The organism is Virgibacillus doumboii (assembly GCF_902806455.1).
In the GTDB taxonomy this organism is placed as follows: domain Bacteria; phylum Bacillota; class Bacilli; order Bacillales; family Amphibacillaceae; genus Lentibacillus; species Lentibacillus doumboii.
In genome coordinates, this window is sequence record NZ_CADCWQ010000001.1 from 613,266 (window position 1) to 629,049 (window position 15,784).

At 40.9% G+C, this 15,784-nt stretch carries 14 protein-coding genes; 13 read left to right on the top strand and 1 reads right to left on the bottom strand.

Going from position 1 to position 15,784, the window contains the following annotated elements; translation table 11 throughout:
* The first annotated feature begins 41 nt into the window (after positions 1–41).
* The 13 genes from G6R02_RS02910 (at position 42) to G6R02_RS02970 (ending at position 14,261) form a co-directional block, all read left to right on the top strand.
* On the top strand, positions 42–884 hold the full coding sequence (locus tag G6R02_RS02910; RefSeq protein ID WP_164667756.1) for an alpha/beta fold hydrolase: 843 nt from the start codon (positions 42–44) through the stop codon (positions 882–884).
* Positions 881–1,603 carry a carboxymuconolactone decarboxylase family protein gene (locus tag G6R02_RS02915; RefSeq protein WP_164667757.1) on the top strand — a complete coding sequence of 241 codons (723 nt, stop codon included), beginning with the start codon at positions 881–883 and terminating at the stop codon, positions 1,601–1,603. Before G6R02_RS02910 ends, G6R02_RS02915 begins: the two co-directional genes overlap by 4 nt.
* 22 nt (positions 1,604–1,625) lie before the next feature.
* Positions 1,626–2,312, top strand: a complete 687-nt coding sequence (locus G6R02_RS02920) for a CoA transferase subunit A (protein ID WP_164667758.1) — start codon at positions 1,626–1,628, stop codon at positions 2,310–2,312.
* Positions 2,309–2,965 (top strand): 3-oxoacid CoA-transferase subunit B, encoded by a 657-nt coding sequence (locus G6R02_RS02925; protein ID WP_164667759.1) that lies wholly within the window; start codon positions 2,309–2,311, stop codon positions 2,963–2,965. Before G6R02_RS02920 ends, G6R02_RS02925 begins: the two co-directional genes overlap by 4 nt.
* A 31-nt stretch (positions 2,966–2,996) precedes the next feature.
* On the top strand, positions 2,997–4,190 hold the full coding sequence (locus tag G6R02_RS02930) for a thiolase family protein (protein WP_164667760.1): 1,194 nt from the start codon (positions 2,997–2,999) through the stop codon (positions 4,188–4,190).
* A gap of 677 nt (positions 4,191–4,867) precedes the next feature.
* Positions 4,868–6,121, top strand: coding sequence for an Nramp family divalent metal transporter (locus G6R02_RS02935; protein ID WP_164667761.1), 1,254 nt, complete (start codon positions 4,868–4,870; stop codon positions 6,119–6,121).
* An 18-nt stretch (positions 6,122–6,139) separates the two neighbouring features.
* The gene (locus G6R02_RS02940) at positions 6,140–7,156 is read left to right on the top strand and encodes an NAD-dependent epimerase/dehydratase family protein (protein ID WP_164667762.1); all 1,017 of its coding nucleotides are present in this window, start codon (positions 6,140–6,142) and stop codon (positions 7,154–7,156) included.
* Positions 7,157–8,206 carry a dihydrodipicolinate synthase family protein gene (locus G6R02_RS02945; RefSeq protein WP_164667763.1) on the top strand — a complete coding sequence of 350 codons (1,050 nt, stop codon included), beginning with the start codon at positions 7,157–7,159 and terminating at the stop codon, positions 8,204–8,206.
* 93 nt (positions 8,207–8,299) lie between these two features.
* Positions 8,300–9,607 carry a GGDEF domain-containing protein gene (locus G6R02_RS02950; RefSeq protein WP_164667764.1) on the top strand — a complete coding sequence of 436 codons (1,308 nt, stop codon included), beginning with the start codon at positions 8,300–8,302 and terminating at the stop codon, positions 9,605–9,607.
* Between the two features lie 3 nt (positions 9,608–9,610).
* Positions 9,611–10,486 (top strand): Gfo/Idh/MocA family protein, encoded by an 876-nt coding sequence (locus tag G6R02_RS02955; protein WP_164667765.1) that lies wholly within the window; start codon positions 9,611–9,613, stop codon positions 10,484–10,486.
* A 413-nt stretch (positions 10,487–10,899) separates the two neighbouring features.
* Entirely contained in the window at positions 10,900–11,853 is a 954-nt protein-coding gene (locus tag G6R02_RS02960) for a nuclease-related domain-containing protein (protein WP_164667766.1), read from the top strand.
* Between the two features lie 405 nt (positions 11,854–12,258).
* The gene (locus G6R02_RS02965; RefSeq protein WP_164667767.1) at positions 12,259–12,693 is read left to right on the top strand and encodes a hypothetical protein; all 435 of its coding nucleotides are present in this window, start codon (positions 12,259–12,261) and stop codon (positions 12,691–12,693) included.
* 659 nt (positions 12,694–13,352) lie between these two features.
* Entirely contained in the window at positions 13,353–14,261 is a 909-nt protein-coding gene (locus G6R02_RS02970) for a tetratricopeptide repeat protein (RefSeq protein WP_164667768.1), read from the top strand.
* A gap of 273 nt (positions 14,262–14,534) precedes the next feature.
* Here the strand turns inward: G6R02_RS02970 and G6R02_RS02975 are convergent, their stop codons facing one another.
* On the bottom strand, positions 14,535–15,593 hold the full coding sequence (locus tag G6R02_RS02975; protein ID WP_164667769.1) for a C40 family peptidase: 1,059 nt from the start codon (positions 15,591–15,593) through the stop codon (positions 14,535–14,537).
* Positions 15,594–15,784: the final 191 nt, after the last annotated feature.

Here is a 15,784-nt window from a genome sequence, read left to right on the forward strand (position 1 = left end):
TTGTACGTAATTCGTACAAAATGAAGTGAGGTGTTTTTCAGATGGAGTCTTACAAGAAAGAAATCAATGGAAAAACGATTCAAGTTGTTGACTATCCTGGCAAAAAAGGTCCAATCATTGCGATTCATGGGTTAACTGGAACGCACAAAAACATGCATTATTATGCTGAAAGATTTAAAGGGGAATACCGTTTTATTTCCGTGGATTTGCGCGGCCGGGGAAACAGTGATGCACTTGATGCGGATCCATCCATTTTTAAGCATGCAGACGACATCATTGGGCTTATTAATGCTATGGAAATTGATAACCCGATTTTAATGGGTCATTCGATGGGGGCTTTTATTTCAGCGATTGTCGCCAGTAAGCTAGATTCTGTCAAAGGCGTCATATTACTGGATGGTGCTGCAGAAATGTCTGAGCATCAGCAGGATATCGTGAAGCCGTCCCTTGGGAGGCTGAGTAAAGAATACAACTCGAAGGAACATTATGTGGAAGAAATAAAAGGGACTTATTCGAATCTGGGAATCACCTGGAATGAAACTTTACAGGATGCAGTTGAATATGAGGTAGATACAGTAGGAGACCATTGGGAAAATAAATCGGAACAGACAGCAATAGAAGCAGATTTTGAAAGTTTTTACACATTTAATCCGGAAGAAATCTGCGCTCAAATAAGCTGCCCGGTGTTGCTCGTCTATGCAGAAAGCGATATTGGTTCAATGCCGCCGTTATTTTATCTGAGCGATTACGACAAAACAAAAAAATATACCGAACAGCTGGAAACGGTTATTTCTGATTGCAATCACTATACAATGGTCTTTGAAAAACGAGATGACATTAATAGTGAAATAGAGTCGTTTCTGGAAAGGCGGGTGGATTCATGAGTACTGGTCTGGAATATTTTAAACAAGTTTATGATCAGGTACCGGGATGGGTGCAGAAAATGCATGATTACAGTCCTGAAGTGCTTGATCAATATACTGGGATACGTGGACAAATTATGGGGGATGGCCCGGTCCTGACGCGGAAAGAAAAGGATGTGCTGATTGCCAGCATGAATGCCGCTCGGTTGTATTCACGCAGTATGGTTTATCATACGAAAGGTACAGTCGATCATGGGCTGGGTGTACCAGAGCTGGTGGAATATTTTTTGACGGCATATTTATATAAAGGTACGGAAGCACTTAGCGTGAGTCTGGAAGCCATCAAGTACGCTCTGGAACTAAAAGGCGTCAAGGTTGAGCTGCCTGATCAAAAACTTGAAATTGATGAAGACATTTTCCTGGTAATTCTTGACTGGCTGCATAATTATGATACCAGTTTTATAGAAACTGTGTTTGCAGCTGTGAAATCAGGTGATGAAAGCCAGATACAGGAAAGAATTCTTAGTGATGGACACGTTTCATCACAACAGAAGCATCTGAATATGGTTGGCAGTTATATCGTTGAACTAAAAGGTGAAGAGGCAGTGCCATGGATTGAAAAGGCACGCGAAGTTGGTGTTAAGGAAGAAGAACTGGCAGACCTTGGCTATAATTGCATTCTAACAGCGGGAATTCCCGCATGGTTTGAAATCAGTGACACTTTAAAACAGGCAAAATAATGAATGTAACGGGGGAGAAGGCATGCAAAAAATTAAACATGACGTTCAAGAAGCTTTATCCTGTGTCAAAAACGGAGATACCGTTCTGGTTGGGGGCTTTGGATTAATTGGTGCCCCACTCACCTTAATTGATGAGCTGACTAAAAGAGATGTGTTTGACCTGACAATTGTCAGCAACAACCTTGGTGAATCCGGAAAAGGACTAGGGATTCTATTAAATCAGAACAAAATTAAAAAAGGGATTGGCTCCTATTTTACGAGTAATCGTGATGTTGGTGATAAATATCAGAAAGGTGAAATCGAACTTGAGTTAAAGCCACAGGGAACAATGGCTGAGTCACTGCGGGCCGGTGGTGCTGGACTTGGCGGCTATTACACGACAACCGCAGTCGGTACAGATCTGGCAAAAGGCAAGGAAGAACGCGAAATTGATGGAGTCCGATATGTTTTGGAAAAGCCAATCCGCGGCGATGTGGCACTGATTCGTGCACACAAGGCAGATACATTGGGCAATGTAGTTTATTATAAGACAGCCCGTAACTTCAATCCGCTGATGGCTACTGCGGCAAAAACGGTAATTGTTGAAGTTGATGAAATTGTCGAACCGGGCGAACTGGATCCGGAAGCGATCGTCACTTCTCATCTATACGTTGATATGATTATTGAAGCGCAGCAAATCCTGACAAAGGATGGTGTAGTAACAAAATGACGGCTAAATTAGACAAAAAAGAAATGCAGCATATGATTGCCAAGCGGGCAGCAAAAGAATTGAAGGGTCCGTTAACGGTCAATTTGGGGATCGGAATACCGACTCTGATACCGGAATATATGGACGACGACGAGATCTATCTTCATACGGAAAACGGCTTGCTTGGTGTCACAGATGTGAAGATGGAAGATATGGACCCAAATCTGGTGAATGCAGGTAAATTACCTGTCGGTGAAGCTGTGGGAGCATCCTACTTTAATAGTTCTGATTCGTTTGCAATGATTCGTGGCGGTCATGTGGATGTCGCAATTTTAGGTGCACTTCAGGTGGATCAGCGGGGCGTTATTGCCAATTGGGCTGTTCCCGGCAAAAACATTATGGGTGTCGGAGGTGCAATGGACTTACTTGTCGGCGCCAAAAAAGTGATTGTAACGATGAGCCATACATCAAAAGATGGTTCCAGTAAAATTTTGAAAGAATGTACGTATCCAATCACGTCAACCCGGAGTGTTGATATGATCCTGACAGAGCTGGCGGTATTTGAAGTTGTTGATAGGAAATTGAAACTGGTTGATATTATGCCGGGAGCGACAATTGAAGAGATCCGGGAGAAAACGGATGCGGATTTTGAAGTAGCTTTAACATATAGTTAATAACAAACTTGAATAAACAGGGGATGATGACTTGAAACAAGCAGTAATTGTTGATTCTGTCCGTACAGCCATCGGGAAGCTCGGTGGAACATTGGGGAATGAAACGGCGGATTATCTTGGATCACATGTAATCGAAGAGCTCGCTGGGCGGACTAATCTGGACAAAAGTACTGTTGATGAAGTTATTTTTGGTCAGGCAAAACAAAGCTCGGATGCATCAAATGTTGCCCGCGTTTCAATGTTACGAGCAGGAATTCCAGCAGAAGTTCCCGGGTATACGCTGCACCGGCAGTGCGGTTCCGGTCTCCAGTCAATTAACTCAGCAGCCCAGCAAATTCAGCTCGGGTTAAGCGATATTATCATTGCGGGTGGTACCGAATCAATGAGTACAGCACCTTATTATGTCAGCGGCGTACGGTTCGGTGTTAAATCAGGTGATGTTGCGTTGAAGGATCCAAATACAGCAAGTCAGCCGGGGTCGCAGCCATATGAAAAATATGGAAATCTGAACATGGGACTGACAGCGGAAAATGTCGCAGAAAAATTTGGAGTTTTACGTGAGGAACAAGATGAATTCGCGATGGGTAGTCAGGAAAAGACGAAAAACGCTATTGAAAAGGGTTATTTTGAAAAGGAAATCGCACCTTATACTGTAAAAACACGAAAAAGTGAGATTGAATTTAAAGTCGATGAGCACCCGCGTGAAACAAGTCTTGAAAAACTGGCGAAATTAAAACCTGTATTCAAGGAAGGCGGTAATGTTACTGCGGGTAATGCAAGCGGCCGAAACGACGGAGCGTCTGCCTTGCTGGTTATGTCAGAAGATGAGGCAGTGAACCGAGGTTATCAGCCCAAGGCACGAATCCTGGCACAGGCTGCCGCTGGTGTCGACCCTAAACTAATGGGAATGGGACCTGTCCACGCAACACGAAAAGCGTTAAAACAAACAGATTTATCAATTGATGATATTGAAATTGTTGAGTTGAATGAAGCCTTTGCAGCGCAATCCATAGCGTGCATTAATGAACTCGGATTGGATCGCAAAATAGTAAACCCGAACGGCGGTGCCATTGCCATGGGACATCCAATTGGAGCAACAGGAGCTATCTTAATGACAAAATTGCTTCATGAAATGGAACGTACGGGTAAAAAATATGGCCTGGTTACATTGTGCATTGCTGGTGGAATGGGGATTTCGACTATAGTGGAGAATATGCAAGTTTAATAGAGTTATTGGAGACAGATCAGTTGCGGCTGGTCTGTTTTATTATAGTCTACCAGGAAATTATAAAATTTGTGAGCTGTGAATAACTTAATATCCTTAAAAGGTCGCGTCCGGCTCCAGCGCTAAAGCTGTAGTAAACTTTCTTCACCACCGTACGATAAGTCAGTTCTTGGACATGATGACGGGAATCAGGCTATTGCTCTGACTGTAGATGACGAAGCGGACATATTTTCCGTTAATTACCCCAAAGTCACTGTTTTAGCAGTATTCGCGGACATATTTTCCGCTACCAAAAATCGGCCTGATTTCATATGCTTTTTGCTGGATAGCGGAAAATATGCCAGTAACAGGCTGAAATTCACTTAAATGTTAAATATAACGGAAAATATGTCCGCCTGATTATTACCGAATCGCGGATTGTATGCTGCGTCGGCCGGTCATCCCTCACAAGCATCTGACGAATGGGAACCACTAAGCGTGGCAACTCCGGCACACCCGCGGGCGCGGGGGACAATCAGTCGCTAGCCGGGCGCTTGCGCCTTTGTTTCTTTATTTCTAAAAGAAACAGACTCAACTTCCACCATTTAAAGACACATTTAAGACGTTTTCTTTAAATCCTTCCTTCGATATAATTAATTTAGTAAATATTCTAACTTTAATAATTGGGAGGGATTTTCATGGAATCGCAAACGGTTAATGAGCATTCATCTAATTTTGAAAGCGGTAACAAAGGCGGTGGCAAAAAGAGTATTTTCAAATACTTGGGTCCCGCTCTTATCACTTCAGCACTTGTATTGGGGCCTGGTAGTTTAACACTATCATCCACAATTGGTACTGTTTTTGGGAATCAGTTGGTATGGATTTTTGTTGTCACAATAATCTTTATGATGATTTACACGGAAATGAGTACGAGAATCGGAATAGCATCCGATGTAAGTTTTATTCAAGTGATTAAGCAAAAATGGGGAACATGGGGAGCAGTTCTAATTGGTATTGGTGCTTTTCTGGTAACTGCTTCGTTCCAGGCAGGTAACTCCATTGGTATTGGGGTTGCGGCATCGGCAATCGTTGGAGGCACTCCTGCATTTTGGGTTATTGCTTTTACGATAGCCGGGGCATTACTGTTATTTTCTAAAGACTTTTACAGTGTCCTCGAAAAAGTAATGTTAGGCCTTGTCGCTCTTATGCTGGTTTCTTTCTTAATAACTGTTTTTCTGGCCAAACCATCAATAGGGTCAATCGCGGGTGGTCTTGTGCCGTCTATACCTGCAGGATCACTAGGATTAATTATAGGTTATACTGCTACTTGTTTCTCCATAGTAGGGGCAAGTTATCAGTCATACCTTGTTCAGGAAAAAGGTTGGAATAAAGCATATGCCAAAGAGGGGATGAAAGAATCCTACTTAGGAATCTTTTTACTTGGGTTCATTTCCTTTCTAGTAATGATTGCAGCTGCAGCAGTACTAAAACCGGCAGGAATCGAGATTAACTCCGTAGCTGATATGGGACTGGCATTGGAGCCATTGTTTGGTACATGGGCAACAACCATATTCATGCTCGGACTTTTTGGAGCAGCATTTTCTTCATTAATGGGGAACGCGACGATCGGTGGAGCAATGTTATCTGACGGTGTTGGTTTCGGAAGTAAATTAAAGAATAAAAAAGTTAAATTGGCCATTATAGCGGTTATGTTGTTTGGCTCTATTATTGCAATTATTTTTGGAGGGGCTCCAGTAAATCTGATTATTTTTGCACAGGCAATTACCATTGTTGCCGTTCCATTTATCGCGATTGCACTTTTAGTTGTGGCAAACGATAAAAAAATTATGGGCGATCTAAAAAATACATTATTAAAAAATATTATTGCAATAGCTGGGTTAATTGTATTAATTCTTTTAGCATTTAATAACGTAAAAAATATCTTTCTATAAATCTAATGAGGTGATTATATGCAAACAATAGAAGATCTCGATGAAATAATGACAAAACCTTCACCCCGTTTAATAAATGATGTAAAAAAAATTCCCGGTGACATAATGATTCTTGGTGTAGGCGGAAAAATGGGGCCGTCGTTGGCAAAACAGGCCAGGCGGGCAATTGATGAAGCAGGTGTGGATAAAAAAGTTATTGGGGTTTCCCGTTTTTCATCTGGCTCTCTGAAGAGTGACCTGGAATCATCCGGTATTGAAACGATTGCGGCCGATCTTTTAAATGATAAGGAACTGCAGGCATTACCAAATGTTGAAAACGTCATCTATATGGCTGGTAAGAAGTTTGGCACGATGGGAAATGAACACGTTACATGGGCAATGAATGCTTATCTGCCGGGAAGGGTTGCAGAGAAATTTCAGGATGCTAATATCATTATATTTTCATCGGGCAATATTTACCCGTTCGTTGATGTGACGAAGGGTGCAAGCACGGAACACACTCCAACGAATCCGATTGGGGAGTATGCGCAATCCTGTCTGGGAAGGGAGCGTGTTTTCACTTACTTTTCCAGGAAAAATGATACGCCAATTCTCTTATTCCGGCTGAATTATGCAATTGACATGCGGTATGGCGTGTTACTGGAAATAGCCAAACAGGTATACCAGGATAAGCCGGTAGATCTGACAACAGGTCATGTAAATGTTATTTGGCAGGGGGATGCAAGCGAGTATGCTATTCGGTCGCTGCTTCATTGCAGTACGGATCCTTCTATTTTAAATATAACAGGACCGGAAACTGCTTCTGTTCGTTTTCTTGCAGAGGAATTTGGCAGACATTTTAATAAGTCAGTTTCCTTTGTAAACGAGGAGGCGCCGAAAGCAATGCTTAATAACTCGGGAAAAGCACACAAATTATTTGGATATCCAAGTGTTCCCCTGCAACAAATGATTGAATGGACTGCTGAATGGCTTAAACATGATGGAGAAATTATTGATAAACCAACACATTTCCAGGAAAGACAAGGAGCGTTTTAAATGTTACAACAGGATATTAAAGACTTGCTTTTTGAAGGCACGGTAATCCCTGCACATCCGCTTGCCTTGACAGAGGAAAAGAATTTGGATGAGGCAAGACAACGTGCATTAACGAATTATTATATGGATGCAGGTGCCGGCGGGGTCGCTGTTGGTGTTCATACGACACAATTCGAAATCAGAAATCCAGAGTTCAACCTCTTTGAAAAGATTTTAAAACTTGCGGCTGAAGAGGTGGACAAAAGAGATTTGGATCATCCTTTTATTAAGATTGCCGGAATTTGTGGTCCTGCCGAACAGGCAAAACGTGAAGCAGAAATCGCAAGGGATTTAGGATATGATCTCGGTCTCCTCAGCTTCGGCGGACTTAATCATTTGTCAGAAGATGAACTATTGCAGCATTCCAAACAGGTTGCAGAAGTAATACCTATTTTTGGTTTTTACTTGCAGCCTGCAGTTGGTGGAAGGACATTAAGTTTTGAATTTTGGAGGCAATTTGCTGAAATACCAAATGTTCATGCAATTAAAATGGCACCGTTTGACCGCTATAAAACGTTTGATGTTGTCAGAGCAGTTTGTCATTCCAGCAGAAGTGATCAAATCGCTCTCTATACCGGCAACGACGATAATATAGTTATTGATTTATTAACGACTTATGAAGTAGAAGTTAATGGCAAAACAATGAAGAAGGAAATTGTTGGCGGACTTTTAGGCCACTGGGCAGTCTGGACAGAAAAGGCAGTTGAACAATTCAAACGGATTAAACAAACACGCAGGGAAAATGGTGATTTTTCCAAACTTTTTGCGTTGTCCCATCAAGTAACGGACGCAAATGCCGCCTTTTTTGATGCGGCAAACAGTTTCAGAGGCTGTATTGCTGGGATCAACGAAGTATTGGCGCGACAAGGACTTTTACAGGGTAACTGGTGCTTGCTTGAAAAAGAAAAATTAAGTCCGGGCCAGGCTGCAGAAATTGATCGCGTCTATCAATCGTATCCGCATTTAAATGATGATACTTTTGTACAGAAGAACCTTGATAAGTGGCTTTGACTTATGATGGAAGTGGGATAGAATAAAAGTAAAATGAGGAAACACTTTATTTAATGAGTGTTTCTCTTTTACCTATTAAGGAGATGTTCCTCGGTGATCAAAATTGGCATAATTGGACCCACATGGATTAATGAACGAATTGAACAATCCATTAAACGGTTTCCGAATTTCGAACCAATCTATAAAACTTCTGATAATATTTACGATGCACCAGTTTTTACTGATGAGCTGAGGGATAAGTGTGACGTGCTTCTGTATTCCGGTTATATACCTTACTCGATTTCAAAGGAACATATTTCCGGAAGGGTCCCTGCACACTTTATTCCAATTAAGGGAGCTTCTTTGTATAGGGCATTTTACAAACTTCAAAAGAACCTTGGCTATTTTTCGACCATATCCATCGACACACTATCCCAGCACGAAATTAATCACCTCAATTACGAGCTGGATGAGTCGATAACCAGTATTCATTATGATTCCAGACTATCATTGGCCAAAACAGAAGAGATTATAGATTTTCATGAATCGGAATATAACTTAAATAAAACTGATTGCGCCTTTACCGGACTGAAAATCGTTTCAGAAGCATTAACCGAAAAAGGAATACCTAATCAATGGATTGTTCCTACTGAAGAAGATATTATCGTGACATTGGAGCGCGCACTGCTGGCAACAGAACAGCGAAAAAAGCTTGAGTCTCAAATCGTATTTGGCATCGTGTATATCGAGAATTTTGATCAGTTGAAACGACAAATCACTTCAGAACAGCATATCCAACGGCTCAATTTGGATGTTCAGACAACAATTCTGGATTTTGTTGAAATTTTAGAGGGCTACTTAACCGTTTTAAATGGAAATGAATATATGTTTGTAACGACCAGAGGAACGTTTGAACGTGTAACACAAGGGTACAAATTTTTTCCGCTCATCGCAGACATGAAAAAACAGCAACAGCTGCGTATTTCGGTAGGTATCGGCTTTGGACTTACTGCAAATGGAGCGGGGAATCATGCTCGTATGGCTCTCACCCAGGCAATTGATTATGGGGGAGGAAAGTGCTTTATTGTAAAAGAAGATCGCAGCGTTATCGGTCCAGTCGAAAATGAAGCACACCTAACCTATCCACTAAATATTACAGATAAAGAACTGCTTGAAAAGATGGAAGATACATCCATATCGCCCTATTATCTAAGAAAAATCGTTTCATTTTTAGCCCGCCAGAAAATTGACACCTTCACAGCGCAGGAACTAGCTTCATCCCTGGGTGTCACAACAAGAAGCGCCCATCGAATCTTACTGTCCTGGTTGGATGCCAACATTGTTGAAATCGTAGGAATCGAAAAACTGCAAACTAAAGGACGGCCAAGGCAAGTATATAAAATGCTTTTGAGAGGTGACTGAGGAATGACTTTAAAAATAGGAATGATTGGTCTCGATACTTCCCACGTTGAGATATTTACCAAATTACTTCATGAAAAAAAGTATCATTTTGGAAGTGCAAAAGTAACAATAGGGTGTCCATTCCCTTCTTATGACCTGGATTTAAGTATAAACAGAGTAGAGGAATATACTTCTATATTGCAAAATGAGTATAGTGTAGAAATTACAGATTCTGTGGAGGGAGTAGCAGAAAAAGCTGATGCCATCATGATTACTGCAGTAGATGGAAGAACACACCTGGATTTATTTAAAAGAATCGTATCTTACGGAAAACCTGTTTTCATTGATAAACCTCTGGCAATGTCTGAAAAAGATGCAAAAGAAATCTATTCATTAAGTAAGCGGCATAATTCACCGGTAATGAGTTCTTCCTCATTACGATATGCAAAATCACTTCAAACCCAGCTGGCAAAAACATCCGAACAAGCTCAAGGCATATATCTATCAGGACCACTCCCGTTTATTGAAAAAATGCCTTACTATTTCTGGTATGGAATCCATATGCTTGAAATGCTATTTGCCATTACCGGACCAAATTATAAACAAATTCATGTACACGGAAATGAAAGTTATGACGTAATATCCATCGAATTTGATGATGGCCGCTTCGGAATAATTCGCGGTGATCATAACTGGCATGGAAAATTTGAGGCTATGCTTCATTATAAAGATCACACTGTTCATTTACCTGTTTACAAGGATGAGAAGCCTTACTATGCGTGTTTACTTGAGCAGGTAGTTGATTTTTTTGAAACCGGAGTTAACCTTGTTCCGGAAGAAGAGACTTTAGCGATAATCAGGTTTATTGAGGAGGCTAATCAGAAGCGGATGGTAATATAGATCGAAACGAGTGAGTAGCAGCCTGATTGAGTGGGCCGCATAGCAATGCAAAATATCGAAGAAGCAACATGAAAAATGAGCGTTGTATAGACAGGTTGCTGCTCTACGAGTGTGAGTCGCGCGATAAGGTCGGAAGACGCGCAATAACAGTTGCAAGTCGCGCAATAAGATCTGAGCTTGCGCGGTAATTAGTGTAATATGCGCAATAAGATGAAAATAAAATATGAGTATTCCTTCCAAAATGGTTAAATTAAATTTTATACACAAATACTTATTCAAAATTATTCAGTTGTGTTCAGTAAATTCATATTCCGATATGAATTTACTGCTTTAAAAACGAATTTTACCAATTTTTCAGATGTGATAATACGGTATATTATAGGCCTAATACGTATATAAAAGGAGAATTGAACATGATTATAAAAAAACGTGACAAGCCATTGCCGCTGAAAAAGCTGGATGCAGCGATACCGCGGCTGTCATCCCGATTCCCGCGTTTATCAAAGATGAAAAAAGACGCTGCATCCAGACAAAAGGGGTACGATGGGGAATTGGAGGTTGATTATTTTTTGGAGTATTTGGCCGGAACACATACGATTATTCAGGATGTTTACTTGCGGGTGAATGGGAAAAATGTGCAAATTGATTCACTACTCGCTTCAAAGCATGCTATCCACGTTGTTGACTCGAAAAATCTGAGCGGCACAATTACCTTCGACACAAACCTCAATCAAATGACCCGCAATGATGGAAAGGTGGAAGCAGGAAATGATAACCCAATTACCCAAGTAATGAATCAAAAATTCCACCTTCAGAATTGGCTCGCCCAACACAACCTTCCCAACATCCCTATCCACTCCCTTGTTGCAATTAGTGAACCCTCAACCATCATAAAAGTAATCGGTGACGCGGAGGCAGTAGGGCAGACGGTTGCTCATGGCGCACGAATTCCAACTATGATTATGGGAAAAGAACAACAACTAATCGGAGAAAATATAAATGATAGAAAAATAGGTAAAATGGTTTTGAATGCCTGCGGTGTTTTTGATTTGGATATCATGGGAGAATTTGGTATTAAACCATCAGATTTGTCTCCCGGAGTCATATGTCCAGCGTGCAATGTGCTGGGTATGAAGCGGGTGTACGATGGATGGATTTGCAAAAATTGCAGCTGCAAATCACGCAATGCACATCTTAAGGCTATTTCTGATTATCTGCTGTTGATAAAACCATATATAACAAACAAAGAATGCATGCGTTGGTTAGGCTTAACATCCCGAAGTACAGCAACAAGGCTGCTGAGGGGCAGTGACTTGATCTATCAAAAAGAATATAAGCGTTGGATTCCAAAATATGGACTGCGATAAGTATTATAGTTCGCGAGGAAACTGTCTTAACTCGCGCGAAATCTGCCTTAATTCGCGCGAAATCCATTTCAATACGCGCAATAAGCAGCCGAACTCGCGCAAAATCAACATTAAAACGCGCAATAAAAGCTAAACTCGCGCACCAAACCTCAAACCTCGCACAATAAGCAGGAACACTAATTCACAAATAATGTTGATTTTCGGCGGCAGCCGAAAATCTTCCTTCAAATTTAAATTAAATATTGCATAATGTTTTTTACTTAACTATTGTTACGTAATTAGGAATTAAATATCTGCATTAACTTAAAGTTTTGCCAGACTTATGTTAAATGCCTCTTCAAAAAATCGACATTATCAGCAAGGAATTATGTTATACTTGATAATAAATGAAGGGAGGTGAATCAGGTGGAAAAAGAAGATAAGATTATCGGGATGCTCGAGTCAATTACTGAAAGAATCGGTGGCATAGACAAGCGTCTTGACGGGATGGACAAGCGGTTCGACGGCATAGACAATCGCCTCGACGGAATGGACAAGCGTTTTGACAGCATGGATAAGCGCCTTGATGGAATGGATGGACGGATGGACAACTTTGAGCAAAAATTGGAAATGCAAGGTGAAACATTAAAAGAGCATGGACAAATTTTGCGTGCTCTACAGTCCGGACAAGAATACCTAAGAGCAGAAATCGATGGTATGAAAATTTCAAATGCAAAGGAATTCAGCTCTTTAAATGAGGCGCTGGATGATCATTCCATAAAATTGGAGCTTGTGCGCGAAGATACTTGGGCAAACAAAGTCGATATCCATCGTATGAAGACTACAATGGGCATGAAATAACTACTTCAATACCTACACTAAAAAAGCGCTTCAACAAATTATACTTCTTTTGATGGGGATTTCTATTTCTCCCCATTCCACAACTAGTAGTTGAACGTAACTTACAGCAAAATGTTCAGCATAAAAAGACAGCTGTCGAGCTATGGCTACATGGAATTGCTAACCTCCCACAAATGAAATTGAAGGGGACAATTGCGAAAAATATCGGGCTGTGAAGTATTCGGAAAAAGCGCATGAATCACACTCATGCGCTTTTTCATGGAGGAATTGGAAAAGGTGCGATTTTTGTGTGCAACTGCATATAGCATAGCAGGGTATAAGTGGAGTAAACTCGCGCGACATACCCTCAGACTCGCGCGAAAAAAACAAAACTCGTGCGGCAAGCATCCAAACTCGCGTGATATCAGCTTTAACACGCGCAATAGGCACCTTGACTCACGCGGTATCAGCTTTAACACGCGCGGCAAGCACCCGAACACGCGCGATAACCAACTTTAAACGCGCAACAGACATTTGACCTCGGGATAGATTATCAAAATCTCGGTAGACAGCCTCAAACACAACAGAGAATCGTCCTGTTATAAATTACAAAGTCGAACTATACTTACACCAAATATCCTAGTACAATAGAACAAGATTTAATTCGAGGGGTGACTGAAATGCCGGGTGCGCAAATTAATCCGCAATTGACTCAACAGTTAAATCCATTCATGATCAAGTGCAATAGTTGCGGGCGTAAAGGGAAGTATGATGTTGGCTTGATGATTTATAATCACAATGAAAAAGTAATGACCGACAATCCCGAGAGTAAAATTCAAACTATAGGGTATTTTCGCTGCAAACATTGTAATGATGCAGGTAATTGGGAAATGCCGACACAATTTTTGATGGCTCCCACAGCTGGAATCTTAGCAAAATCTACAGGTGAGATGGATGATAGGTTTCAAATTGGAGAAAGTCAATTATATGACGGGAGCTGGCATTTATTCAGCTCAGATGGTGAAGTTCATCTTTTAAATCAACTAAAGGAAGATCCAACCAATGCCTTTATTTGGAACCGCCTGGGGAATTTATATGACAAGGGAAACCGGCCTGAACTGGCAGCATGTGTCTATGAGCATTCCATAAAAATCAATCCTAAACAAATAGAGTCTCACTATACACTTGGGGGATATTTATTTCAAATTGGCGAGTTCAAAAAAGCTGCTTACCATTATAAACAGCTGCTGCTGGGTGCCAGTGAGTATCCATTAGTGACTCCGGAAAAATTGCGTGAATTGATTGCCATTGGCTTAGTTGATTTATTTCATATTTACCAGTTTTCAAATGGCGAAATCCCATTCCTGCCTACAAAAGAAGAACTGGAAGCGGCGGGTAAACTGAAAGAAATTCAAAAAAATTATGTTGATATGAAAGTAAACATTATTCCAGATGAAACGGAGTCATTCTATCCGTTCGCTGAAATGTATATGGGAGCCCAAAAAGAGAAATTACCGCGCAGATTACGCACATTGAAAATTAAAAAGTCAGCAATCAAAAAGAAGAAAAGATGGAAGAAAAAAAAGTGAATTAAGGATGTCGTTGAAAAGTAGTGTGTCGGACTAATTATTGGGTACTAGTTGTACGAGTTAAGCTTTTATCGCGCAAGTTTATGTTAATATTACGCGAGTTCGGACGGTTATTGAGCGAGTTCCGCCTTTATTGCGCGAGTTAATGCTGATACCGCGCGTATCCGGATGCTTGTAGCGCGAGTTCAGTCTTAATGTAAGGAAAATTTTCGGCTATCCTCTTACTCCAAAAAAACAAAGCGCTCCGGCCACGTCCGGAGCACTTAATCAACATTAATAAAACCGCTTATACCCATCAAAATGCTTACTCCAATAAGAACTGTCCAAACTCGATATCTGCACTCCATTAGAACTTGCATGGATAAACTGATTATCTCCAAGATAGATTCCCATATGGGAGATTCCACGCTTATACGTATTCTCGAAAAATACAAGATCGCCTACTTGCGGTTTGTTTACATAGAATGAGCGGTTGTAGTAGCCTGAGCTTGATAAGCGGCTTAAGTCCTTGCCTGCCTCAGTATAGGTGTAGTAAATGAATCCGCTGCAGTCGAATCCTTCCGGCGTTTTACCGCCCCATGCATAGCCGACTCCTTCCAAACTCTTTGAAACACTAATTAACTTCTTAACATTGTAATTGACATCAGCGGCCGGGGCACCGTCACCAGATGAAGCGGAATCACCGCCAGACGCACTGGAACCGATGTTCAACTTCTGTCCAATCAAAATCAAGTCAGACTTCAATTCGTTCCACTTCTTTAAATCGGCAACGCTTACACCATTACGGGACGCGATTCCAGACAGTGTGTCACCGGATTTAACTGTGTAGACCTTTGCCGAGGCAACATCCTTATCCGGTAACGGGTTTGTGTTGGAAGATTCATTGTTGGCATCAGAACCAGTCGATACCCCATCCTTCGATACAACAAACACATTCCCTGGATAAATCAATGTCGAGTTCAAATTATTCCATTTCATCAAGTCAGATAAAGAAATATTATGCTTTGAGGCGATACTGCTTAATGTATCACCACGCTTAACGATGTATGTAGGTTTACCTTTCGATGGAGATGATTTGTTGGTAGATTTAGAATTGGATGTAGTAGTAGATTTTGATGTTTCGATTACCTGATTCGGAAAAATAATGTTGCCCGACAAATCGTTCCATGATTTTAGCTGACCGACACTGACATTATACTTCTGAGCAATTTTCCACAGTGAGTCACCGCTTTTTACCTTATACGATGCAGCCTCAGTGTCCTCAGCACCAATAAATGCTGATGCAATTACAGCGCTTGCCGTTACCGACATGAAGATTTTTTTATTCGCCATTTTTTTCATACCCTCCTTATTTATTATAGTACTTACATTATAGCATGATTCTACAAATTTTTTAGTAGATTCTTTTTTATTGGCACCATATTCATATTTTGATAAAAAATGTCTTATTGAACGGACGGTAAGTATCAAATAAAAGGTGATAAAAGTAAAACTTTCCAAACATTTCATAAAAAAACATAAGC